Consider the following 23,621-nt stretch of genomic DNA (forward strand, 5'->3'; position numbering starts at 1 on the left):
CGTTGCGTTCATTGGTTTTTTCAAGAAGTCCGGGACAAGGGAGAAAAAGAAAATGCTGCCAGGCAACTCACAGTTTCAGCGTTTGTCGCAAGCCGATCTGTCCCGTTCTCAGTTTCTCCAGCTCGCTGCGGCCGCGCTGGTCTCATTCGTCGGCTTGCCCACCTCGGCCGCCGCCGCCAAAAACCCTGAGCTGGCGCAGAACAGTGGCGCGCCCGTGACCAAGGATGCCGCGGCGTCGGACCGCATGGGGGCCATCCTCGTGAGCCAGTTCGGACCCGTCAAAATTCATTCCTACCTCAGCCCTACCGATGGGTTTCACGTCAATACCCAGATGATCGAGGGACCAACGGCGGTCGTCATCTTCGATGGTCAGCTCTTGCTACCCTATGCCGAGGAAGCTGCGTCATATGTGCAGACGCTCGGCAAGCCCATCGATCGGATCATTCTCTCGCATGGGCATACCGATCACTGGGGCGGTCTTCAGGTTCTGACCGAGCGTTTCCCCGACGCCCGCGTGTTCGCGCTGGACGGGATCGCTGACCAGGTCCGTGCCAGAGGCCCGGCGAGGCTCGATGGCCTCCGCCGGACTTACGGCGACAAGGTCGCGACGAAGGTGACCATCCCGACAGAGATAATCACCGAGGGTGTGCAACGGATCGACGGCGTCACCTATGACTTTAAACGGTTCGTCGACGGCGAATCGGAATTGCAACTCGCCGCGCTACTGCCTGACCAAAAAGTGTTGATGGCGTTCGATCTGGTGTTTTCACCGAACCAACACCCCTTCACGGGTGCAAATCAGTTCGATCACTGGATGATCGTTCTCGAACAGCTCAAGGCGCTTCAAGGCTACGACACGATCATCATCGGGCATGACACGCCCGTCGGCCGCTCCGCGATCGACAGCACGATCGACTACGTCAAGCGCGCCAAGGAGATCCATGCGGCTTCCGCCAACGCGAAAACCTACAGCGAGAACCTAAGAGCCGCTTTCCCCGATCTGCAGCAGGCCGGCTTCGTCGATTTGTCCGCAAGCTACCTCTACGCCGCGCCCCGTTGAACGGCGCCAGCGAGCGCTTGGCGCCTCGGGGCAAGAATTCCTCTTGTGACGGTAGGCACCGAGCCATCCCGCATTCACGTGTTGGTTCGAGGCCTATCTCTGAATGTTCTGGGCAGGGTGAAGCGCCAATGAAAACCACGGATTCGCGAGACCCGACGCTTCACTGGGAACTCTTCATCCGGCAGCGCAGCAGCGCCACCCAGGGCGTCCCGCCCGGCAAGGAGGCGCTGACTTGGGTTGCGAACACCGTCACCCTCATTTGGGGTGAGCGTGATGCGCTGCTGGTCGACACCTTTCTCGGCGAGGCGCAAACAGCAGAGCTGGCCGACTGGATAGAGGCCAAGGGCCGAACGCTGCGCACGATCTATCTGACGCACGGCCATCCGGACCACTTCTTCGGTCTAACCTCACTGTTGCAGCGCTTTCCGCAGGCGCGCGCCGTCGCTCGACCCAACGTGGTGCGGGCGATGCGCACGGCGGCTGCCCCCGACGTGGTCGCGAATAATTGGTCCCGTCGCTGGCCGGGACAGATTCCAGAACGTCTGACGATCGCCGCGGAATTGCACGCGGAGCACTTCGATCTGGAGGGACACGAGATCTACGTGATCGACACCGGTCACACAGACACTGACGACACGACCGCGCTGCATATCCCGTCGCTTGGCCTGCTGATCGCCGGTGACGCGATTTACAACGAAACGCATCCGTTCCTTGTGGAGTCTGACCGAGCCGGCCGGCAGGCTTGGCTCGCAGCCATCGATCGGCTCGCCGCGATCAATCCGCAGGCGGTTGTCGTTGGCCATGGTCCCCTCGACCCAGATTGCAGCCCTCTCCACATCGAAGCAACACGCCGATATATCCGCGATTTCGATCGCGTGGACCGCGAAACCGCGACCGCTCGCGACCTCTACGACCGGATGCTCGCCCTCTACCCCAACCGGATCAACCCGGGATCGCTCTGGGGCAGCGCCATTGCCGCGAAAAGCGCGACTTGAAAGGAGCCCCACTCATGAAAGCGATCCAGTATGGTGCCTACGGCGGTTATGCGGAGAACAAGTTCGTTGATCTTCCGGCGCCGGCTGCGAACGACGGTCAGGTACTCGTGCGGATGCGCACAGTCGGGATCAATCCGCTGGATAACACCTTTCGCTCGGGCCACCATTATGCGGCCACGCCAGAGAATTTGCCGCGTATTGGCGGTCAGATGGGGGCGGGCACAGTCGTGGAGACGAAGAGCCCCAGATTTAAAATCGGTGACCGCGTGTTCGTCACCGGGCCTGGCTTTGGCATTATTGCTGACGGCACTTGGCGAGAACTGGTTACCGTACCCGCCGCGGGCCTGATGCCAATCCCGTCGCATATCGATGACGATCACGCCGCGGCCTTCCTCGCCGGCGCTGGCTATCTGACAGGGTATCTCGTGCTGACGGAGTTTGTTGCCTTCAAACCGGGGCAGAGCGTGCTCGCTCCCGGTATAGGTGGCGCGGTGGGTATGGAGAGTGTGCAAATTGCCCGCAAGCTTGGCGCATCGCTCGCGATTTCCACCGCCAGCACTAGCGCGAAAGCGGAGAAGGCGCATGCTGCCGGCTACGAGCACGTCATCGACCTCTCGCGCGAGAGCCTGCGAGACGGCGTGATGAGGCTGACGGGTGGCAGCGGCGTGGACGTCGTTATCGATGGGGTGGGCGGAAAGCTCACGCGCGAGGCTCTCGGTTGCCTGCTTCCCGGAGGGACGTACGCGGTGATCGGCTACGCCGGCGGTCGCGAGGCGAGCGTCAACCTCACCGACATCATCTGGAAGGCAGCGAAGATACGTGGCTTCACTTTTAGGGCCTTTGCGCCGGAGACGTTGGCCGCTGCGCAGAAGACACTCATCGGCTATCTGTCTGAAGGTGCGATCCAACCAACTGTCGCCAAAGTGTTTCCGCTCTCCGATGCGGCGGACGCGGTTCGCCACCTGATCGAGGACCGGCCGTTTGGTCGGGTGCTAATGCGGGTGGGCGACTGAGGCCAGGATGCTTGGCGGCCGCTTCCGCAGTAGCCAAAGGAATGAATATGACGAAAGAAACCCACTTCACGGCTCCGACCCGCTTCGTCGAAGAAAACGGAATCCGATACGCGTACAGGCGCTTCGGCTCAGAACGTGGAACGCCCCTTGTCTTCCTTCAACACTTCCGTGGCGGCTTAGATAACTGGGATCCGCGGGTTACAGACGGTCTTGCACAAGGACGTCCCGTGATCCTCTTCAATAATGCAGGTGTCGCTAGTTCGAGCGGCGAAACGCCGGAGACGGTCGACGCGATGGGCGACCACGTCGCTGCATTCGTCAATGCCTCGGAATTGTCTCAGGTCGATGTGCTGGGCTTCTCCCTCGGAGGCTACGTTGCGCAGAGTTTGGTGATGCGTCATTCAAATCTCGTTAGGCGCCTCGTGCTTGCGGGAACGGGGCCGCGTGATGGCGAGCCGAGGATGAATCCGCGTGTTTCGGAAGTCGCCGGAAATCCCGTGCCCGTCTGCGAGGAGTTTCTGTTTCTCTTCTTCTCGCCTTCAGAAGCAGGTCAGGCCGCCGGGAGGGCATTTTGGGAGCGGCGTCATCAGCGCAAGGATGCTGATACTCCGTCGTCGGTTCAAACAATGAAGGCGCAGCAAGCGGCTCTGATGGAATGGATTCGGCCACGCGGCGAACGATATGCTGATTTGAAGACCATCAAACAACCGACGCTCGTGGTAAACGGCAATAGCGACATCATGGTGCCGACCATCAACTCGTTCACGCTTTCGCAGCATATTCCTAATTCTCAATTGATTGTTTATCCGGACTCCGGGCATGGAGCGCTATTCCAGTATCCCGCGCTCTTCGTGGCGCATACCCAGCTCTTTCTGGATACTTGAGCCGGCACGTTTGTGAGGACAGGTCCGGCACCGCCAACCTTCGTGACGAAACCTTTGTCGTAGTTTTTCTGACCACGTGGGCCCAAAGTATCCCGATCGATCTGGTTCGTCCGACTTCGCGGTTCGGACGCATCCCTTCGCGCATGTTCGCCGGTTGCGTCCCCTCGACGAAGTGACGGCAGCCTAAGCGAGCAACGTCATCAGATGGTAAATGATTGCCTTAGCTTTCTTTGGCTCGGGAGGCTGACGTGCGAGCGACATTAGACCCGCACGCACGACCATGATCGCATGCGCGGTAAGATCCGGGTCAAAGTTCTTGTTGAATTGGGCGCGATCGGCTCGAAGGCGGGCTCGCAATAGCCCCTCGAGACGCCTATTATATCTCGCGATGCTTGTGCGGTACTCATCTTGATCGAGCGCGCCGTCTGTCGCAGCGTTAATTGACAGACACCCTCGCTGTCCCTTGATACGGGAGCTCTGCAAGAGGCCGTTGAGCCATTGCCTAATGGCCTCACGCGCCGAGCTGTGTCGGGACAAAACCCCCTCAGTACGCGCAAGAATACCCTCGTGGTAACGATTGAGAATTTTCAAGAAGAGTGCGTTTTTGTTGCCGAAAGCGGCATAGAGGCTGGGTTTCGCAATGCCGCTCGCTGCGGTGATCTCATCCAGGGAGGTCGCCTGAAAGCCCTTACGCCAAAAAACATCGCGAGCAATATCTAGGACCTCGTCCGGATCGAAGCTGCGGGGTCTTGCCATGACGCTTATTTATGACCTCCGCCGCTAAATGTTGATCGCTTCCGGGAAAATCACTGCAGCAACATGCGGGTCCGGATAGTTCCGGTTATCCGGATTTTCGAGCGGAAGCGCTGGGGTAAGTTCTGGATCGGCGCCCCTGGAATGAATAGGACCTCCGGTGGGGCATCTCCAGAGGTCTCTAGAGAGTTACGAGGGTTGGTAAAGTGCTTCTCATTGTTTGCTTATAAAAATGCTGGAGGCTGCGCTGGATCTGACCGGCGCCGCTATAGACGTTCTGGCTGTTGAGCTGCAGCGGACCGGTAGCGAAACCACGGAAAGCCAATCGGCTCCTGCGACAGGATCTCTACAGTCGCTGAGCGGCCCGCCACAAGGGTTCCGTCGGCCGGCACACTGTCGAGCGAGATGCGCACTGGAACACGCTGCGCCAAACGCACCCAACTGAATGTTGGGTTGACGTTAGCAAGCAGGCTTGCTCCCTCGCCGCGATCTCGGTCTTCAATGCCGGCAGCAATGCTCTCGACGTGCCCCACGAGTCGAGCTGCATTTCCCATGAGGTGGATGGTGACCCGATCACCGACATGAATGCGTGGTAATTTGGTTTCCTCGAAATAGCCATCCACATGCAGCGTGTCGGTATCGACCAAAGCCATCACGCCTTTGCCTGCTGTCACATAGGCGCCGGGGCGGAGGTCCATATTGGAGATTGTGCCGTTCACCGCAGCATGGACTTCGCTCCGATCGAGATTGAGCTGGGCTACTGCTTGGTCGGCCACCGCCTGATCGTAGGCGCCCTTGGCCTGCAACTGGGCGGCCAGCACCTGTTCCTGTTTTTGCTGTGAGACGGCGTCCGTAGTGAGCCCGCGATAGCGCTTCAGGTCGCTCGTCGCCTGATCGAGCGAGGCCTTGCGGCCAGCGACAACGGCGTCTGTCTGCTGCAACGCCAACGCAAAGCGCGCCCGGTCGATACGAAAAATGACATCGCCGCGGCGCACCTGTTGATTGTCGCGGACCAGGATCTCGGTCACGAAGCCCGACACATCCGGCGCAATAGCGACGACATCGGCGCGGACGTGGCCGTTGCGCGTCCATGGCGCGTCCATGTAGTACGCCCACAGATGGTTTCCGACGATGAGAGCAGCCACAATGGCGACAGCCGTGACGGTGAACCGGTTCAGCAATCTGAAAGTGTTTTTCACGGCAGAAACTCCGAGGACAGGTAAACAGCGCCCCCCAGCAGACAGACGAACAGAGCAAGGTCGAACAGCGCGCGATGCCATACAAGGTGATAAAGGCCGGTTCGTTGGAAAACCGGACGTAGCATCGCGCACAGGGCATAGCTGACGAGAAGCCATAGCAGCAGCGAGGGGACAAGGACTCCAAAGACGTCGATTTCGTACCTCATGCGGCGACGCCCCTGAAAGTTGATGGATCCGGAGTCTTAGCCTGACAGGCCGGCGCATCCGGAAATAGCCCGCGGCGAATCCCCACCAGACCGATCAGCGTATCTTCCCTCACGTTATCGCGGGACTCGGTCATCGCCTCAGTTAGCGCGAGATCGATGTGCATGAGCAGCTCCGGCGGCATGGGCCCACCGGCATGGCTGCGGAACGCAACGGCAAGCCGGTCCAGCATCTCATCCATCGCGCGCAGCGTGCGTGGAGCCAGCCCATCGCGGGCGCGGCGCAGGTCGACGATATTGAGGCCGACGCGCAATTGGCCGAGGATGTCCACATCGCGAAGATCGCTGTCGGGAATGGCGGCAAGGCGTGGAGCGAGTAGTCCGAGACGATTCAGTATAACACCGGCAAATGCCGCCCTGTCGCCCCTGCCTCGCCGCTCAGCGGCCGAGGCCAATGTCATCCGGTTCGCTCTTATCAGGCGTCTCGCAATCCACTCGGCGCCAACCGAACGCGTCAGTCTTGTCATCACGGCAGCTGTCGCTAAACCAATCACAATCGATAGTCCGGAGTTGGCAAACGCAGCAAAATCAGCGCTGTATGTCGACTGTAACGCCAGCAGCGTCGTGGTGATGATTGCGAGTGCCAAACCGGCGAAGGCCGAGGCCGGGCGCGCGAGAAGGGCGCCGAACACTAGGAAAGACGGTGCAAGCACCACGATGAGTATCTCGACATTCGAGACCATCGGCAGCACGGCGAACAGGTAGACCGCGACGATGGTGATGGAGACGATCGACCACCAGGCGAAGCCGCGGATCCCAGGCGCAGGATCGTCCTGAGCCGCAAGGAGAGAGCAGGCTGCGGCGGCCATCATCGGTGCTGTTGCGCCGTCGGGCCAGCCGGCTCCGATCCAGAAGCCGCAACAGATCAAGATCGAGATTATGGTGCCTACTCCGGACCAAACCGCCATACCGTGATCGCGGTGTCTGACCCGCGCGGCACCGGCCTCGGGACGGAACGCCAGTTCCACATGCGATGCGTCGTGACCGGCCGCGATGGCGAGGCGGAGAGCCCTGCAATCTTGCGAGAGATCGACCAGTTCACGCAGCCTTATCAACAGGCTGGCGACCAGAATCCGATCCCACGATGCGTTAGCATCAAGCTTCGGTTTCTGCGCAGCGATCGCGGCACGAAGTCGGTCGACTGGTTGCTGCTCATGGCCATCAGTCGCAACCCAGTTCGCCAAATCGACGAGCAGACCGCCGAGGGCCGGCTGCGTCGTTCGCAATCTGTCCCCGAGCGCCGCGATGCTATCACCGATCGAGGCCAGCAGTAGTAGCAGCGCAAGCATGTGCAAATGAAGCGTACGCAGCCCGCGCGCGGCAATGACATCGATCGACCTATCGTAAGCCAAGTGGCTCGACAAAGTGTCGATTTCGACCGCGTCGGCAGCAAGGTGTAACCGTTGATTCAGCGACACCTGTTCCGAGCCAAGTCCGGCGAGTACGCTCTGGCTGAGGCGCTGTGCATCGGATAGCCATTTGTCGACGCGCGCAGCAACGGTGGGGGCTACGCTGCGCGGCAACACGATGCTCGACACTAGGCTGGCACAGATGATGCCGAGCGCGATCTCCTCGACCCTCGCCAACGCCGTATCGAAGATGCTCGCCGGTTCCGAGACCTGCGGAAAGCCGATAAAGGCTACCGTGTATCCAGCGAGCATAAACACATAGCCGCGCGGCGTGCTGTCGAGCAGCGAAAGATAGAGACAAAGCCCTACCCAAAGCGCAATGACCAAGCTTAGCAGTTCCGGTGTATCGACAAGGTTGGGCAGGATTGCCACGGTGGCCGATGCGCCGATCACTGTCCCCAATAGGCGGTAGAACGCCTTGGAATTGGTCGCGCCGGCAAGCGGCTGCGAGACGACATAGACCGTCGCCATCGCCCAATAAGGGCGGGGCAGATCCATCCAAAACGCGATGACCAGCGCCAGCATCGCCGCCGCGAAGGTCTTGAGAGAGAAGACGATGCTCGCGTGACGGACCAGGAACGGCTGATTCGAACTCATAACTGAGTTTTCTCCAGAGCAGCCTCGAGTAAACGGCTGGCCCGCTGCTCGATCCTCTGCAAAACCTCGAACGTCACGGCAAGGTCCTCGCCCGAAATGTTCTTCAACAGATGGGCCCGAACGCGACGCAATATCCCATCAAGCTCGTTGGCTCTTTTTTCGCCCAATGCCGTGAGATGGAGCGTTTTTGCCCGCCGGTCCGTCGGGTCCTCGCGGCGCTCCACCAGCCCCTCGGCTTGCAGCAGATCGACGAGTCGGACCAGGGAGGGCCCTTCGATGCCCACTTCCTCGGCCAGCACGCATTGCCGCGCGCTTTTTCCTCTGCGCAACAGTACAATTAGAGGGATTGCCGTCGCCTCAGACAGGCCATGCGCAGCCAGCGCTTGATCCGCCTCCCGACGCCACAGGCGCCCAATCCGCGTGATCAGGAGGCCGATTTCAGCATGGATTTTTGCTTGGGATAGAGCCATGCGAAATTAGATAGCATTCAAATTAGAAGTCTGCAACTACATAGCATAAGATGCATCCAAAGGACGAGCAGGCCACGCAATCCCTGATCAAGGGGCCTCCCGCTCGTCACGTCGGAGCGATGTCATGAAACCGCAGCACGATTTACCCGTTGCATGCCGCACGGAGGTCCTAGCGCTGATCCCGACATTCATCGTCGTGGCGGTAGATGCTACGGGAATGGGAATCATCCTGCCGCTGTTGCCGTTCTACTCACAACAGCTCGGCGCGACTCCTTTCACCATTGGCGCTCTGATCTCCGTCTATGCACTCTGTCAGCTGATTGCCGGTCCGGTGGTCGGCACGTTGTCAGACAGATACGGACGCAGAGGTGTGCTGATTGTCAGCCAGATCGGAACCCTGATTGGATTTGTGCTGCTTGCGTCTGCGAACAGCCTGACGGTGGTTTTCCTGGCACGAATCATCGACGGGCTGACGTCAGGCAATATCTCGGTCGCCCACGCGTATGCGGCCGAGCACAGCGCGCCGTCGACGCGCAAGCAAGCGCTCGGGACGACAAGTGGCGCGATCGGAACCGGTATGCTGGTAGGTCCCGCCCTATCGGGACTGCTGGTCCAATTCGGAAGCACGGCCCCGATCTGGGCGGCTGCATTGTTGTCGCTGATCAGCATCATCGCCACGATCGGTCTGCTTCCGCCGGACCACCCAGAGTCGGGAGTTCTCGACATCCATTCCGCACCCGAACCGGAGAGTGCGCGGGATTTGCTGGTGATGCCGTCCGCGTGGGTCCTGCTCGGCCTTCTGATCTTATTTTTCCTAGTGAACTCGATGTTCTTATCCCAGATTGCACTGTTCCTTTCCGCTCGCTTTAGCTGGCAGGGGCATCCGTTCGGTGCCAAAGAGCTCGGCGGCGTGTTCGCTTACGCTGGCTTCATCAATATCCTTGTCCAAGGCCTATTGATCACACGAGCCAGTCGATATGCGCCTGACAGGATCATCGTTACGATCGCCTTTGCGTGTATGGGAGCGGGATTTTTGGGAATCGCCGTTGTGGAAAGGATCAGTCTTCTCGCCCTTTCCCTGACGCTGATCATCCTCGGCACGATGTTCATTCGAACGACGCTTACGGCGGAGTTGTCGCGAAGCGTCCCACTCAATCGTCAAGGTGTGATCATGGGCCTCAACCAGTCGCTCATGTCGAGCGCCAACATCATAGCCCCCCTTCTGAGCGGCGCACTTATCGATCGCAGATTGTACGCTACATGGGCGCTTGCGATGGCCGCCACCGCTGCATGCGGCGCCATCACAGCCGTCGGACTACTCGCGCGGCCCCAAGTGAAGATCCCAGCGCTGGGCCGTCGTGTGAATCGGTTCGGCTCCTTTTGAGGGTTGTCTCGCAGCCTGTGCTCGATGTTGGATCTACACGCGTCGCTCTTCGCGACTATCCCGCGACTTCAGCCGTCCCGCCTATGTCGACGCACAGAAAAGCGGGCATTGGAAAATGGAGGCTCCACATGTGGACATGGTGTCCTTTGCCGGATCGACCGGATCTTCGCGCGGTGGTTGGAGGCGGTGGCCTCGTGCTACTTCGACACGCAGATAGGATTAGCGCAGCCTCACCCCGTGCCTCTTGGCGAGCCGCTTCAGGCGGCGGATAGATCGCTCCAGTCAGTATTTATTTGGCCGCAACGAATCCGGCAACACCGCCGCTATGCTCTCGGACGCGCGTAAGGTTGGCAGCTTGTGCACCGAGCAAGGTAAGCCTTTCAAATGAGGTATTCCCTGCTCGAGATCCAGGTAGTCGTCATCATCGGGGCAAATCTGTGCGTCTGCAAAATCCCAGGCACCAGATAGCCCTTCTTTTCCTTTCGGCATTTCCGGCTTCCACCATCCGTGGGGAACGCGGACCAGGCCTCTCGGCATGTCGTCCCGTATAGCTGTCCGTCCCTTGCAGTGCCCTTGGCTCGTCGAAACCTCAACCCATTCACCTCCCGTTACCCCGATCATGACGGCATCGTCAGGATGCAGAAAAATCTCAGGCTCGGGACGGCGCGAACGCAACGAGGCAATGTGGCGATGACCGGTCTGGAAAAACTCGTCCTCGCGCACCCCGGTGAATGCCATGAGCGGAAACGCGGGATCCGGCGTCGGTTCGCCGCGGTAATAGGGCAATGGATCAAAGCCCAGCGACTCCAAGACGGACGATTTGAGTTCGACCTTGCCGGACGGCGTGGCGAAGCCGGTCTTTTCGTATTTTTTGAAGGCCAGTTTTCTCATGTGGTACGGATGTCTCTCGGCGAATTGCGAAAAATTCATACCGAGCGCCGCCACCCGAAAATCGAGTAGCTCCTCGGCGTTCTTCCACGGAAACTTGTCGGCAATTCCCACTCGGGCCGCCAAACCGCGCCAAAAATCGTAGATGCTCCGGCACTCGCCAGGCGGCTCCATCGCCTTCTGCGAAGGACGAAAGATCGAGGTCCATCCGAATCCGTCGGAGAGGCTCGCACGCTCCAGCCAACTGTCACTCGGCAAAACGTAGTCTGCCAACTGCGAAGTCGGCGTCATCATATGCTCGAACGATACTACCAAGTCTTGATTCATAAGCGCGCGGTAGATCAACTGCAAATTGGCAAAACTCAATAAAGTATTGTTGCCAAGCGTGAAGAACGCTTTTACTGGGTACGGTGCGCCGTCCGCCATGGCTGTAAAGACTGCAGAAGGGTTGGCCATATAGCTGCCTGATATCAGGTTGGCGTACTCCAGACCCCAGACCCGTTTGGTTGGCTCTCGCAGGGCTTCCATTCCCCGATAGGTAAATGCGGGATGTTTTTGTGAACCGAGTTGTTTAGCTTTTTGAGTTTCCGAAAGTTCCTCGTGGAGTTCGATCTCACTTTCCGAGACGATATCCGGATGGAATCCGTGCAAGACCTCTCCGCCAGCGACGTCAAGATTTCCCGTTAGCGCACGAAGGGCGCAATGCAGCCTAATTGCAGACGTGCTGTTACGCTGCTGGTCCGTGATGGGCGTCCATGGAATGACGCCTGGAGTTGCAGTCGCATACATGCGTGCGGCTGCGGCAATCTGGTCAGCCGGAACTCCCGTGATGCGGGCTACGCGTTCGAGCGGAAACTCATTTACGCGAGCGCGAAACTCTTCAAACCCTGTCGTCCACCGCGCAACGAAGTCCTGATCGTAAAGGCCTTCGTCGATGATAACTTTAAGCCACCCCATGCACATCGCCGCATCCGTACCGACCCGCAACGGAAGCCAGATATCCGCAAGCTCGGCATTTTCGCTGCGTCTTGGGTCTAGAACGATCAACTTTGCGCCGCGTTGTTGCGCTGCGCGAATTGAATTGTAGACCGGCGTCCAGCTGTGCTTTCGAGGGTTGTGGCCGAACAGCACGATACATTTCGTCTTCGTATAGTCCGGGTAAGGAAACCAACCGTAGACCATCCGGTTAATCGCGCCGGTATTACCGGCGCAAAGGGCGACCCCGCTCATCCAGTTCGGACTACCCACTAGATTCATGAAGCGGCGACCAACGCCATTGTCGGACTGAAGATTCCAGGGACTGGCCGACACGGCAAACCCTTCGGGTCCGTATTGCTCGATCACCGCAGAAAGGCGCGCAGCGATATCGTCCAATGCGTGGTCCCAGGTCACCCGCTCCCATTGTCCGGAGCCTCGCTCGCCCACCCGGCGGAGCGCGAACCTAATTCGGTCCGGATGCAGAAATCCCTCCGGCGCATGAACGCCCTTCATGCATATATTGGCCCGAAATGGCGCGTTGTCGGCGGCCTTGATTCGCGCGGCGCCATCATCGGAAACCTCGGCCAGAACCTGACAATATATGTCGCAGCTCGAGCATAGCACGCGCTTTTGGTCGCTCATGAAAATCCTCCGAGGCTAAGCCGCTTCTGCAGACCTGTTTTATTCAATTCAGTAGATGCCGAACGGAAGTCACCGGCTCCGGGACCCATGCGCGACGAAAAATGGCCGCAACCTTCCCTCGGGATATTTCCGTTTCGGAGGAGCCCGAATATTTCGGGAAATGCTCGTCATGGAAGCTATAGGCAACGAATGGCAGCATCGAAAACCCGAGATATTCTCCAGCCGCGGAAAGTGCAGTCGGATCGCCGACAAGGGCAGGGCGCGTGGCCATGCCCTTAGGGCTGCCCACACGCCAGTGCAGTTCACGGAACTCCCGCAGTTCGACCGGCGGTCGGGACAGTACGCGGACAGAGCTTTCGTACGAGATGAGATAGGCGCTATGGTCCCGGGTGAGTGCAAGATTGGCGTCTCTCAATCCGTAGAGTTCCGTCAGGATCGAAGCCTTCGACGAAGGATTGGCCAAGGCTATAGCCGTCAAACCGAAGAGTGCGTCGAAGACCATCATGGGATGCTCGGCTTGCGACAGCCTCCTCAGATAGCCTTCCACGACGGCGTCGCCGAAGGCGGCCGCCGACCTCGCCGCGATTGCAGCAAGCCAAAACGTACGTTCTCTCAGGAGCACGAAACTTGGCGTCCACCTCTGCCATATGAAGCTATTGGCCATATCTGCAAGCCAGGGGCGAGCCTCGTTGTTTGAGGCAACCAAAGTGAGTTGGCCCAGTGCATGGACGAGTTGCCAATAGGTGTGCAGGCTCGTGGCGCCGATTCCGGGCGCTCCGCTCAGTTCGAGCCGCACAACGGACCGAAGCGTATCGAGGATCTGAAGGATCCGCATCGCAGCCTTGTAGGCGATCTGTTCCAATAGAGGCGCCCACTTGAATATCTCGTTGAAGTTTGATCGCGATTGAATAGGCGACGGTTCGAAGAGAGCCTCAAGAATGTTGTACGAATCTCTCGTTGCGTGCGTCCGCTGCATCGAATCCTGCAGCGATCGTTCGAATTCCGGTAGCGTCCGAAGCACTTCATCAAGATCTATGACTGATAGCCCGTCCTGTCGCTTGCGATCGACGGTGTACCCGTTCCCTCCGACCTTGAGCCAGCTCTGTTTCTTTAGCTGACCGATCACGAACTCCTGACCCGGATCGATTGCGGCGATTTCGCCCAGTCGCCCCCGAAGCCGGGCGTCTCGCGTAATGGCCATGGCGACCGCCAGTTGCGTGACCATTTCGCTCCGCGCAGCCCCCAGCAGTTCGACCATCTTTTCGATATCGCCATTAACCTCTAACATCTCATCAGGCGCTCTCGTCGTCTCCGAAGACGCTTAGCGGGCAGCGTTTTGGATAGGCGAAAGCTAGGCGATCAAAGCGGTGCGTTAAATGACGTTTAGCCCACGTTTCGGGACATAAAGCATGTGCTGCAATGGCGGCGGCACGACAGCAAACGTAAGTGTGGCGTCGTGGAATGTTGCATCGGTCTTGCGGCTGCTTCTTGAACTCTCGCCCCGGGGACGATCTTCCTAGATCAGCCGTTGTCCGCGAGGCTTTAACGTTGCGATCACGACTAGGGTTCCTGCGGGCGATGCGGCCGATTGAGGCGCACACAGGAACTCACGTCTGTCCGCAGGTGAAAATCATCGAGGCGGTGAATTCACTGGAAAAGCGCTCGAGCAATCAGAGCTATCACGTTGCTCGACGATATTGCACGAGATTGTGAGCGGCCGTCGCGATTTCTGCCAGGGACTTTGGAGCTTCTACCTTTCTTATCATCGAAAGGATTCGATGATTGCCTCCGCTATAGTCTGGAACTGGGAACTTGGACCTTCCGGTCCAACGCTTTGCCGGCTGGTGCGGGCCCCTTCGAGCAGTAGTGATAATGTATCGGCCAGGAGTTCGCCCCTCGGGATCCCGGCCTTGCGACAAAGCTTGGCGAGCCAGTCTCGATATTCGGTTTTGATATCCCCGACGATCTTGCGTGCCGGATGGTCTTCCTCGGTCAGTTCGACAGCGGCGTTCGTGAAATCACAGCCGCGGCAGTCGTTGACAAGGCGCATTGCCACGCGCCCCACCCAAAATCTTAGCTGCGCAAGACCGTCCTCAGGGCTACTCGCCTCGATCTCGGCCCAAAATTCTCTGCCTTCCTCGGCCCTGGACCGCAGACACTCGATGATCAATTCGTCCTTCGAATTGAAGTGACGATACAGTGTCGTCTTATTCGTGGCCGCCGCCTCGGCTATCGTGTCGATACCCACGCCACGGATTCCATGCTGATGAAACAGGTTTCGCGCAGTGGCAACGATCCGCTCGCGCGGGCGAGGCGAAGTCCGGCCGCTCCCCATAAACACTCCTTCAGAAATCATTGGCCTGCGCCTTGACATGTGTGTGACCGGTCAGTAACTATTCATAACCATAACCCCTAACCTTCCTGCTGCCGTCACGTCAAGATGGTCCAAAGTGCGGTATCGGGCGATGAAGGGTGGGTCTTTGAAAACCTGCGCTGGGTCAGTGATTTGCCGATGAAGCTCGAAATGCTGCACTGCAAGATATCTGCCCCGGACGAGCACACGATTGGGCAGCAGCGGGTCCGTCGGCGTGGCAGTGCTTGTAAGTCAAGCGGCAAATTCCGGAACGGCGCAGCGGCCCTATCGAAACCGGCCCCTGACCCGATCCCGCAGCTTCCGAACATTGCGCCGTCGCAGGTCGTCGTCAGCGCGCCGTACCCCGGCGCCAGCGCGCAGGTAGTGGCCGATACGGAAAAGACGCCGTTCGAGCAGCGGATCATTGGCTCGACAAAGGTCAGGACCACACTTGACGTCGGGTATCCGATCGATATCGCCACGGTCGACATTCAGAACCGCGTTTCTCAGGCAACGCCATTGGTTCCGGCAATCGTCAATCGAACCGGCGGGGCGAGATGCAAGCAGAATCTAAGCTTCGCGTTGACGGTCAATCTCACGTCGGTGGGCGGATCGGTTGACCCGGTGGCCCTATCGAACCGTGCCTGCTTACAGATAGCCGATCCTCTCGAACGGTTTGCTGGCGCCGGTGATGCAGCAGTCCTTGGCGAGAGAAGATACCCGATGCGAGCTTGGCTCGAGCTGGACAAGCTCGTAGAGCTCGGAATTGCAGCGGTGGACGTTTCAGCAAGCGATCGCCAAGCGTAAATCGGATAGCACGGCGAGGACAACCGTCGCCCTGAACAACGCTATAACAGATGGGGGAGGTTCCCTTGCAGCGAATAGGAGTGGTGACCTTTCCTGGCTTTCACGTGATGAGCCTTGCTGCGATGTCTATCTTCGAGGTCGCGAACTCGGAGCTTGGTGAACACCGCTACGACGTTCATTTTCTGTCGGAGAACGGGGGGAGAGTACGGACGTCGGCCGGGCTCGTGGTTGAGACCGAGCCGTTCGACGATTCCCTCTTCGATACGCTTATCGTCGGGGGCAGTACGGAACAGTCGTTCAGGCCGTCCGAGGGAATGCTGGCGTTCCTGCGGAAGGCTTCCGAGACTTGCCGAAGGATGGCTGCGACTTGCGTCGGCACATTCACGCTTGCCGAAGCGGGCCTTCTCGACGGCAAGCGGGTGACAACGCACTGGGACTACGCCCGAGAACTTCAGAGACGCTACCCGAAAGTAAAGGTGCAGGAAGACCGGATATTCGTGATCGATGGATCGATATGGACTTCTGCGGGTATGACAGCGACGATGGATCTAGCGCTTGCGATGGTCGAAAGTGATATGGGACCGGAAATTGCTAGTTCGGTCGCAAAGAAAATGGTGATCCATCATCGGCGTGCCGGCGGCCAGTCGCAGTTCTCGGCCCTTCTCCAACTCGAGCCAAAGTCCGACCGAATTCAAACCGCTCTCGCATTCGCGAGAAAAAATCTGCATACCGAGCTTACCGTTGAAAAGCTGGCGGACGCCGCCCATTTGAGTCCCCGTCAATTCACGCGGGCGTTTGCGGCCGAGACCGGCGAGTCGCCGGCAAAGGCCATCGAGAGGCTTCGTCTTGAAGCCGCCCGGTTGATGTTGGAAGACAGCCGGCATCCAATCGAGAGTATCGCGTGGCAGACGGGCTTTGCGGATCGCGAAAGAATGCGGCGGGCGTTCGTGCGCGCATTCGGGCTGCCACCGCAGGCGATGCGGCGCCAGACGCGGAGGGAGGCGCAACTGCTTCATGATATCCCGTCCGGCTCCTTGCCCGCGCTCCGGGATGCCGATCTGGTGGTCACTCAGCAGCCTGCCACCCTGCAAGGCGACGCGCCGTCATTCCGAGAATTTCTCGCCGAACATAGGCAATCCGCCTCGCGACTCGGCCCTGGTCACTTCGTCCTGCAACATATCCCAATGTTTGGCGAGGACGCCGTCGGCAAGACGCACGTCCGCAGCGATCCAATTTTTCGGTAGCCCGATGTTAGAAATCGGCCGTGAAGGATCATAACTCGTCGTTGGCAAGCATCGGGCCGGATAGTAGCGCAGTGAAGCCGGCACGCCTGGCGGGTATGCGCGCTATGCTAAAGGTACCTCGCCGACAAGTGGTTCTCCAGCGTCCACGCGAGGCTCGCGATGTCATCGCCGCAAAACGGCAACGGACCGGCGACTTCTGATGAGGAACATGTAGGTTGGAAAAACTCGAATATCGGCGCCGCGACGGTATGCGAAATCGGTGTTCTCTTCGGGATCAGCAATGAATCGAATTTGAATTTGGATCGGTCCGCCGTCCGCGTAAAAGGTGCGAACTTTATGAGGATGCGGCCATTTCTGTGGCCGTTTGCTGGGACTGCGGACCGACTTCGATGTTTTGAAAGCCTCGAAACGTCGGAGGCGTCGAGCTGGCGCTCAAGAAGCTCACAACGCGGTTGGTCAACGCGTCGCGCGGCCCGATGGTCGATGAGCAAGCGCTCATCGACAACCTTGCGCGGACGAACAATCGCGGGAGCGGCAGTCGACGTTTCTGACACGGAGCCCTTGCAGGCGAACTACCCATTCCGATCTCTCCAGAACCTGTTGGCAACGTCGCATATCGAATCTGTTGTCGAGAATCTCTACCGTACCTTCTGCTGCGATGCGGCGGCGATCAGCCTCCAAACCCATGAGCCTCAGAAGGAACGCCAGCAACGAAGGTGATGGATTGGTCGCCTCTCGCGTGTGCGGGAGTATGGACGTCACGACCGACCAAGATGGCGTGCTCCTTAAACGGCAGCGTTCGGCGGTTTTCGGCACTCACAATACGACCGAACTATAGCTGCCGTGTCCTAGAAGGTGGCAAAAATGGCGTTCCCCGCTACTGGCGAGCGATCTACTTAATTGTCGATCAGGAGAGAGCCCAATGTCACGCAGCGTTCGATTCCACGAGTTCGGCGGTCCGGATGTACTGAAGATCGAAGACGTTGTCGTGCCCGAACCTGGTCCTAAGGAGGTCCGCTTACGGATAAGGGCTATCGGCCTGAATCGAGGTGAAGTTCTGATGCGGTCTGGCAAATCCGCAACCAAGGCAACTTTGCCTGCGCAGCTTGGCGTGGAGGCAGCCGGCATAATTGAAGCATTTGGATCGGACGTGGACGGTCTTGCGGTGGGCGACCGGGTGGCAGTCATCCCTGGTGATCTGGGGCGCGGCTACTATGGCGAGGTTGCCCTCGCGCCGGCCAGGACACTCGTCAAAATACCCCCCAATCAGGGTTGGCAGGAGGCGGCGGCGACCTGGATGGCGTTAGGCACCGCGTGGGTCGGGCTGATCGACATCGCCCGCCTTTCAACCGGTCAGACGGTATTGATTACCGCAGCATCAAGCAGTGCGGGACTTGCTGCGATCCAGACCGCACGCAAGGTCGGCGCGAAACCGGTTGCATTGACCCGGACTTCCGCGAAGGCGGCCGCACTACTCGAAGCGGGAGCTGCGCATGTAATCGCTACCGAGGAACAGGACATCGTTACAGAGGTGGCTAGGTTGACCGGCGGCAAGGGCGCCGAGGTGGTGTTCGACGCAGTGGGTGGGCCAGCCTTTGAAAAACTTGCCGAGGCGACGGCGATCGGAGGTTTGCTGATCCCTTACGGTCGATTCAGTTCCGACGTCACCCCGCTGCCGCTCGCGAATGTCTTGTGGAAGGATTTGACGATCCGAGGATTTGTTCTCCCGACCGCGGTAGCGCTCGACGACAAGCTTGCGGCGCTCAAGCTGTTCATCGGCGAAGGACTCGCCTCCGGCGCGTTACGGCCAATCATTGCAAGAACCTTTCCGTTCGATGAGATCGTTGCCGCCCATCGCTATCTCGAAACCGGCGCGCAGTTCGGAAAAGTGGTCGTGACTGTCTGACGTAAATCATGTCTGCGAAGCGTTTGGCTCACCGGATGCAAAACCTTCCGCCTCAATGTCGGAGAGGGGGGCGGGAGCCGGAAGAACTCGACAAGGAGTGGACTTCGAGACCAACTGCGAGAGGAAAAGAACATGCTCCCCCTTCCGAATTTTCTACTTGAAGGTCAAATTGCTGTCGTGACTGGCGGCGGCAGCGGCATTGGTAGAGCAGTGGCGATTGCCTTCGCTGCGGCGGGCGCACAGGTCGTGGTTCTCGACGCCCGTGAGGCAGCAGCGACTCAGGTCGCGGACGAAATTGGGATCTCCGGCCAAGCGATCACGGCCGACGTGAGGGAGGCGGATGCGATCGAACGGGCTTTCGCCGACGTCGCGCTTCGATACGGTCAGATCGACGTTCTGTTCAACAATGCTGGTATAAACCGTCGCCATCCGTCGCTCGAATTGACCCTGGACGACTGGAATGCCGTGGTAGCCGTTAACATGACCGGCATGTTCATCTGTGCCCGGGCGGCGGTTCGGCACATGGTACCGGGCGGCCGCATCGTCAACACGGCCTCGATGCTGGGGTTGTCCGGAGGTTGGTACCCCAACATAGCCTACCAAGCGACCAAGGGGGCCGTGGTGAATATGACTCGATCATGGGCGATCGAGTGGGCGCCTCTTCGGATCCGGGTAAATGCCGTGGCTCCCGGCCCTGTGCGGACGCCTTTCATCGCCGCGCTCACCGACCAACCAGATCTCGTCTCCAAATTCGAGCAACTGACGCCCCTTGGCCGGCTCGCGGAGGTAGATGACGTCACCGGTCCGGTTCTCTTCCTAGCGAGCCCAGCTTCGGCAATGGTGACAGGCCACATTCTTCCAGTCGACGGGGGTATGCTTGCTCAGTAGCACCGCAGCCAGGGAAATCTCAGAACGAGATCCGAAGCTCGCCACTCGCCCTGGTCCGGGCGTTAATGATTGATCTCCGTCGGCAACTAGGGAGTAAACGATATGTACAAAGGGTTCGATCTATCCGGCAAAGTTGCCGCCCTTACCGGCTCGACCGCTTTGCAATTGCGCGAGGCCTCGCTCAGTGTGGCGCCAAAATCGTAGTCTCAAGCAACACGCAGGAAGACACTGAACAAGCTGCACATGCGCTGTCCAAGGAAGGCTTCGATGTTGCGGGCGTGCGATGCGATATCACCGATAGACGAGATATCGGGCAATTCGGCACGGAAGCTAAACGCGCATTCGGTAAGGTAGACATCCTGTTCTGCGTTGCCGTCGGCCCCGTGTCCATAGGGCCCGTGCATGAATCCGATTTGGACGCACTGGATAACCTGCTGATCTCAACGGTCAGCAGCAATCTCGCACTTGCCCGACAGTTCCTGCCGGAAATGGCCGAACGTCGCTACGGAAGCATAGTAATGATGTCGAGCATCGCCTCGCAACGCGCGAGCCCGCTTTTGGGTGGATACGGCGCCGCGAAGGCCGCCTTGAACGGAATCGTTCGGAGCATCGCAGTCGAGTGGGGTGCGTCTAACGTCAGGGCGAACGCGATCGCACCATCAATGGTTCGGACCGCCTTCTCCAAGGATTTTTGGGGCGATCCGGAGCGGGAGAAAGTGCGAATGGCCAGAACTCCGGCAGGTCGCATCGCCGAGGCCGAGGAAGTGGTAGGCGCCGCAATCCTGCTTGCTTCGCCCGCGGGCTCATACATCTCGGGCCAAGTCTTGCTCGTCGACGGAGCACGCTCCGTCACCTGACGACGACTGGCCAACGGCCTGGGTCTCCAGAACCTGCAGAACGACCTGGCCGCGATGACCACCGGACTCGAGGCAGGCGTGATCGGCAGCGGTGTGCGCGACGTTGTCGAGAAAGACGTCGAGGCTTCGCGAAGTGAACCGTGACGCGCCGAGGAGAGGCAAGCGTACATCACAAAGCGATCTCGCGTTGGGCTTCGGGGTTTCGGATGTCATCTTCGTCATGTCCTAAAAAGTGGCGGATATGACGTTTCGCACAGGTGTCCTGCAGCCCTATATGGTTCGCGCCGTATACGCCAGCGCTGGTCCCCTGCAACAAGAATAGGACGCGCATGCAACCAATTGCAATCACCAACTGGAAGAGATTCTTTTCCACTGGCGCGCTCCCTGAATTGGAAGCTTGTCTCGCCGAGGAAGTGATCTTCGAGTCACCGGTCGTGCATACGCCGCAAGTCGGCAAAGCGATCACCGTGAAATACCTATACTCAGGGCAACGAGTCTTTCACAATCCAAGCTTTGTGTATGTGCGTGAGTGGACTGCCTCCAATTCCAGCGTGTTGGAACTGCAGACTGTGATCAACGGGATTTCGATCAACGGAGTGGATATCATTTCCTGGAACGACGACGATAAAATAACGAGTTTTAAGGTCATGATACGCCCACTCAAGGCCATTCAGCTCGTGCATCAACTCATGATGCAGGAATTACTCAAGAACACGTCACCGTCATAGAAACCCGATGTCCGAGGCTTGCAGGGATTACTGATGCTCCAACGTCGCCAGCAGCTTGCATCTTGGGCTCTAGAAGCATCGCTAATCCGACATTTGTTCGGGAGCTTCCAATTTGCGGTTGCCGCGTAGACCCAGCCACGCCATCGGCGGCACCGTGTAGAAGGTCACAAGATGCGTCGATCCCGTGTTGCCGGACGGTGCGACCGTCACTCGGCGCTCGGAAGACGACGGCAGTGCGGGGATCAGCTCCGTTAACGCGCTGATCTCCGACACGGACGGGTTGAAGCACCGTAGTGAGGTATTGGGAACAGTTTCGTAACATGAGGACAAAGTGAGGATGGGGCAAAATCGATTGAAGGCATGGCCGGCTCGGTTACCGCTGGTGTTAGAGCCGCCTGCGGTGTCGCTATGGGATTGCTTGGTCGTTAGCGCCAAGCGGTATCCAGACAGATCCGCGTTGATCTTCTTTGATCGTCAAATCAGCTACGTCGAACTCCTATCCGCTGCCGAGCGCCTCGCTGCACGCCTAGCTGCGCTCGGCGTTGAAGGCGGAGATCGTGTACTCGTTGTCATGCAAAATTGCCCGCAACTGATTGTTGCGCACTATGCAATAGCGCGTGCCAATGCCGTGGTGGTGCCGGTCAATCCCATGAACCGCGTGCAAGAGTTGCGCCATTATATTACAGACGCAAAGGCCTGTGTCGCTATCACGACCGGCGACCTCGCTCTCGAGGTCGCCTCAGCGAGCAACGGGATCGATGGGGAACGACTTCGCCATCTAATCGTGACCCAGTTTGATGATGTGTTGAAAGGAACAGACAAGTCCGCCATACCATCACAATGGCGGAATTGGTTGAACGAGCGCCATCCGCTTCCGAGCTTGTCGCAGGGCGACGTGCATGATTGGCAGGAAGTCATGCAATCCACGGACGAGTTATCCTCCTTGCTCACTGGTCGCGATGATCTGGCCTTGCTGCCTTACACCAGTGGTACGACAGGATCGCCAAAAGGATGCATGCTGACCCACGCAAATCTAGTGCTTAACGCGATCGCGACAAGCCTCTGGCTCGACATGACGTCAGAAACCGTTGCACTAGCAGTTCTGCCGTTATTTCACATCACAGGTCTCGTTTGTGTATTGCATGCCTGCATCTACGCGGGAAGCACGATGGTGCTCATGCCCCGCTGGGATCGCGAGTTAGCAAGCCAACTCGTGTCGCGACACAGTGTGAGCCACTGGACATGTATACCAACAATGATCATAGATCTGATGGGAAGTCCAAAGCTCGAACAGTACGATCTTTCCAGCCTTGTTTATATCGGTGGTGGGGGATCCGCTATGCCTCAGGCCATCGCCGAACGGCTGTTTGACCAGTTCCAGCTCCGCTTTGTGGAGGGCTACGGTCTTACAGAAACAGCGGCGGTAACGATCTTCAATCCTTGCGATGCACCGAAGCTGCAATGTCTCGGTGTGCCATTCATCGGCGTGGACGCGCGCGTGATCGACGTCGAGTCCGGCGCTGTGCAAGCCATCGGAGAGAAGGGTGAAATCGTCATTCATGGTCCGCAGGTATTTCTCGGGTATTGGGGCCACGAGGAAGCGACCGAGACGGCATTCGTAACGATCGACGGGAAACGGTTTCTGCGAACCGGCGATTTGGGATATCGAGATGAGGACGGATATTTCTTCATCATGGATCGGCTGAAGCGCATGATCAACGCTTCCGGTTATAAGATATGGCCCGCCGAGCTCGAAGCCGTGATGTTCCATCATCCTGGAATACAGGAGGTATGTGTCATCGGCGTCAACGATTCGTATCGCGGTGAAACTGTCAAGGCCGTGGTCGTGCGCAAGGGGGCATACAGCGAGTTGACCGAACAAAACATCATTGATTGGACGCGAACCCAGGTCAGCGCCTATAAGACGCCGCGCATTGTTGAGTTTGTGGAGGCGCTACCGAAGAATGCGTCCGGTAAGGTTATGTGGCGCCAACTTCAGGAAGCTGAGTTGTCGCGAACCACGTTGTCATCGGCGGATAAATAGCGATCTGCCGGAAACGTTGGAAAGAATGCATCATGTTGGATGCTCAACGGGCGCACTAGGAGGGAATTGCTAGGGTGCGTGCGAAAAGCGTCCGACCCTGCAACTCTTCGATCGCAGGAACTCTCACGTGCAGAGTATTGAAGCCAGGTCGAAAAATGCTTTGTCTGCGTACTCGAGAGTTCGCCTTGGATCCTTCCAACAGCGACTTGCTCAAAGTATGCATCGGCGTGGTCACAAAATTGATCACCAGATTATTCGC

At 58.6% G+C, this 23,621-nt stretch carries 20 protein-coding genes and 2 pseudogenes; 13 read left to right on the forward strand and 9 right to left on the reverse strand.

From position 1 onward, the window contains the following. The first annotated feature begins 52 nt into the window (after nucleotides 1-52). From V1289_RS27685 to V1289_RS27700, 4 genes are all read left to right on the forward strand, one after another. Nucleotides 53-1,060, forward strand: coding sequence for an MBL fold metallo-hydrolase (locus tag V1289_RS27685; RefSeq protein ID WP_334400526.1), 1,008 nt, complete (start codon nucleotides 53-55; stop codon nucleotides 1,058-1,060). 128 nt (nucleotides 1,061-1,188) lie between these two features. Then, complete coding sequence (locus tag V1289_RS27690) at nucleotides 1,189-2,055, forward strand: MBL fold metallo-hydrolase (RefSeq protein WP_334400528.1); 867 nt, start codon at nucleotides 1,189-1,191, stop codon at nucleotides 2,053-2,055. 14 nt (nucleotides 2,056-2,069) lie between these two features. After that, nucleotides 2,070-3,068: a quinone oxidoreductase family protein gene (locus tag V1289_RS27695; RefSeq protein ID WP_334400530.1), complete on the forward strand. Its 999-nt coding sequence runs from the start codon at nucleotides 2,070-2,072 to the stop codon at nucleotides 3,066-3,068. 47 nt (nucleotides 3,069-3,115) lie between these two features. Continuing rightward, nucleotides 3,116-3,952 (forward strand): alpha/beta fold hydrolase, encoded by an 837-nt coding sequence (locus V1289_RS27700; RefSeq protein ID WP_334400532.1) that lies wholly within the window; start codon nucleotides 3,116-3,118, stop codon nucleotides 3,950-3,952. Between the two features lie 183 nt (nucleotides 3,953-4,135). Here the strand turns inward: V1289_RS27700 and V1289_RS27705 are convergent, their stop codons facing one another. The 5 genes from V1289_RS27705 to V1289_RS27725 form a co-directional block, all read right to left on the reverse strand. Next, nucleotides 4,136-4,708, reverse strand: coding sequence for a TetR/AcrR family transcriptional regulator (locus V1289_RS27705; RefSeq protein WP_334400534.1), 573 nt, complete (start codon nucleotides 4,706-4,708; stop codon nucleotides 4,136-4,138). A 263-nt stretch (nucleotides 4,709-4,971) separates the two neighbouring features. After that, the gene (locus V1289_RS27710) at nucleotides 4,972-5,904 is read right to left on the reverse strand and encodes an HlyD family secretion protein (RefSeq protein ID WP_334400536.1); all 933 of its coding nucleotides are present in this window, start codon (nucleotides 5,902-5,904) and stop codon (nucleotides 4,972-4,974) included. Continuing rightward, nucleotides 5,901-6,110, reverse strand: a complete 210-nt coding sequence (locus V1289_RS27715; RefSeq protein WP_334400538.1) for a DUF1656 domain-containing protein — start codon at nucleotides 6,108-6,110, stop codon at nucleotides 5,901-5,903. Before V1289_RS27715 ends, V1289_RS27710 begins: the two co-directional genes overlap by 4 nt. After that, entirely contained in the window at nucleotides 6,107-8,173 is a 2,067-nt protein-coding gene (locus V1289_RS27720) for an FUSC family protein (protein WP_334400540.1), read from the reverse strand. The genes V1289_RS27715 and V1289_RS27720 overlap by 4 nt, the downstream gene beginning before the upstream one ends. Next, on the reverse strand, nucleotides 8,170-8,643 hold the full coding sequence (locus V1289_RS27725) for a MarR family winged helix-turn-helix transcriptional regulator (protein ID WP_334400542.1): 474 nt from the start codon (nucleotides 8,641-8,643) through the stop codon (nucleotides 8,170-8,172). The genes V1289_RS27720 and V1289_RS27725 overlap by 4 nt, the downstream gene beginning before the upstream one ends. A 124-nt stretch (nucleotides 8,644-8,767) precedes the next feature. On the opposite strand from V1289_RS27725, the gene V1289_RS27730 reads away from it, so the two are divergent. Further along, on the forward strand, nucleotides 8,768-10,027 hold the full coding sequence (locus V1289_RS27730; protein ID WP_334400544.1) for an MFS transporter: 1,260 nt from the start codon (nucleotides 8,768-8,770) through the stop codon (nucleotides 10,025-10,027). Between the two features lie 282 nt (nucleotides 10,028-10,309). Here the strand turns inward: V1289_RS27730 and V1289_RS27735 are convergent, their stop codons facing one another. The 3 genes from V1289_RS27735 to V1289_RS27745 form a co-directional block, all read right to left on the reverse strand. Next, entirely contained in the window at nucleotides 10,310-12,535 is a 2,226-nt protein-coding gene (locus V1289_RS27735; protein ID WP_334400546.1) for a molybdopterin-containing oxidoreductase family protein, read from the reverse strand. A gap of 43 nt (nucleotides 12,536-12,578) precedes the next feature. Then, a complete protein-coding gene (locus tag V1289_RS27740; RefSeq protein WP_334400548.1) occupies nucleotides 12,579-13,823 on the reverse strand; it encodes a hypothetical protein in 1,245 nt (414 codons plus the stop codon). Nucleotides 13,824-14,297: 474 nt separating this feature from the next. Then, nucleotides 14,298-14,891 carry a TetR/AcrR family transcriptional regulator gene (locus V1289_RS27745; protein ID WP_334400550.1) on the reverse strand — a complete coding sequence of 198 codons (594 nt, stop codon included), beginning with the start codon at nucleotides 14,889-14,891 and terminating at the stop codon, nucleotides 14,298-14,300. 303 nt (nucleotides 14,892-15,194) lie between these two features. Here V1289_RS27745 and V1289_RS27750 point away from each other — a divergent pair. The 7 genes and pseudogenes from V1289_RS27750 to V1289_RS27780 all read left to right on the forward strand — a co-directional run. Next, a pseudogene (locus tag V1289_RS27750) lies at nucleotides 15,195-15,671 on the forward strand (efflux RND transporter permease subunit); the annotation flags it as partial. 89 nt (nucleotides 15,672-15,760) lie between these two features. Next, nucleotides 15,761-16,702, forward strand: a pseudogene (locus tag V1289_RS27755) (GlxA family transcriptional regulator); the annotation flags it as partial. A 396-nt stretch (nucleotides 16,703-17,098) separates the two neighbouring features. After that, nucleotides 17,099-17,659, forward strand: a complete 561-nt coding sequence (locus tag V1289_RS27760; protein ID WP_334400554.1) for an NAD(P)-dependent oxidoreductase — start codon at nucleotides 17,099-17,101, stop codon at nucleotides 17,657-17,659. A 202-nt stretch (nucleotides 17,660-17,861) separates the two neighbouring features. Then, a complete protein-coding gene (locus V1289_RS27765; protein WP_334400557.1) occupies nucleotides 17,862-18,845 on the forward strand; it encodes a zinc-dependent alcohol dehydrogenase family protein in 984 nt (327 codons plus the stop codon). A gap of 132 nt (nucleotides 18,846-18,977) precedes the next feature. Continuing rightward, the gene (locus tag V1289_RS27770) at nucleotides 18,978-19,733 is read left to right on the forward strand and encodes an SDR family NAD(P)-dependent oxidoreductase (protein ID WP_334400559.1); all 756 of its coding nucleotides are present in this window, start codon (nucleotides 18,978-18,980) and stop codon (nucleotides 19,731-19,733) included. 65 nt (nucleotides 19,734-19,798) lie between these two features. After that, entirely contained in the window at nucleotides 19,799-20,590 is a 792-nt protein-coding gene (locus V1289_RS27775; RefSeq protein WP_334400561.1) for an SDR family NAD(P)-dependent oxidoreductase, read from the forward strand. Nucleotides 20,591-20,919: 329 nt separating this feature from the next. Beyond that, on the forward strand, nucleotides 20,920-21,318 hold the full coding sequence (locus V1289_RS27780; protein ID WP_334400563.1) for a nuclear transport factor 2 family protein: 399 nt from the start codon (nucleotides 20,920-20,922) through the stop codon (nucleotides 21,316-21,318). 81 nt (nucleotides 21,319-21,399) lie between these two features. On the opposite strand, the gene V1289_RS27785 is transcribed toward V1289_RS27780, so the two are convergent. Further along, nucleotides 21,400-21,528, reverse strand: coding sequence for a hypothetical protein (locus V1289_RS27785; RefSeq protein ID WP_334400565.1), 129 nt, complete (start codon nucleotides 21,526-21,528; stop codon nucleotides 21,400-21,402). Between the two features lie 127 nt (nucleotides 21,529-21,655). On the opposite strand from V1289_RS27785, the gene V1289_RS27790 reads away from it, so the two are divergent. Next, the gene (locus tag V1289_RS27790; protein ID WP_334400567.1) at nucleotides 21,656-23,362 is read left to right on the forward strand and encodes a long-chain-fatty-acid--CoA ligase; all 1,707 of its coding nucleotides are present in this window, start codon (nucleotides 21,656-21,658) and stop codon (nucleotides 23,360-23,362) included. Nucleotides 23,363-23,621 lie beyond the last annotated feature (259 nt).

This window comes from Bradyrhizobium sp. AZCC 2289, assembly GCF_036924615.1.
Classification (GTDB): Bacteria; Pseudomonadota; Alphaproteobacteria; order Rhizobiales; family Xanthobacteraceae; genus Bradyrhizobium.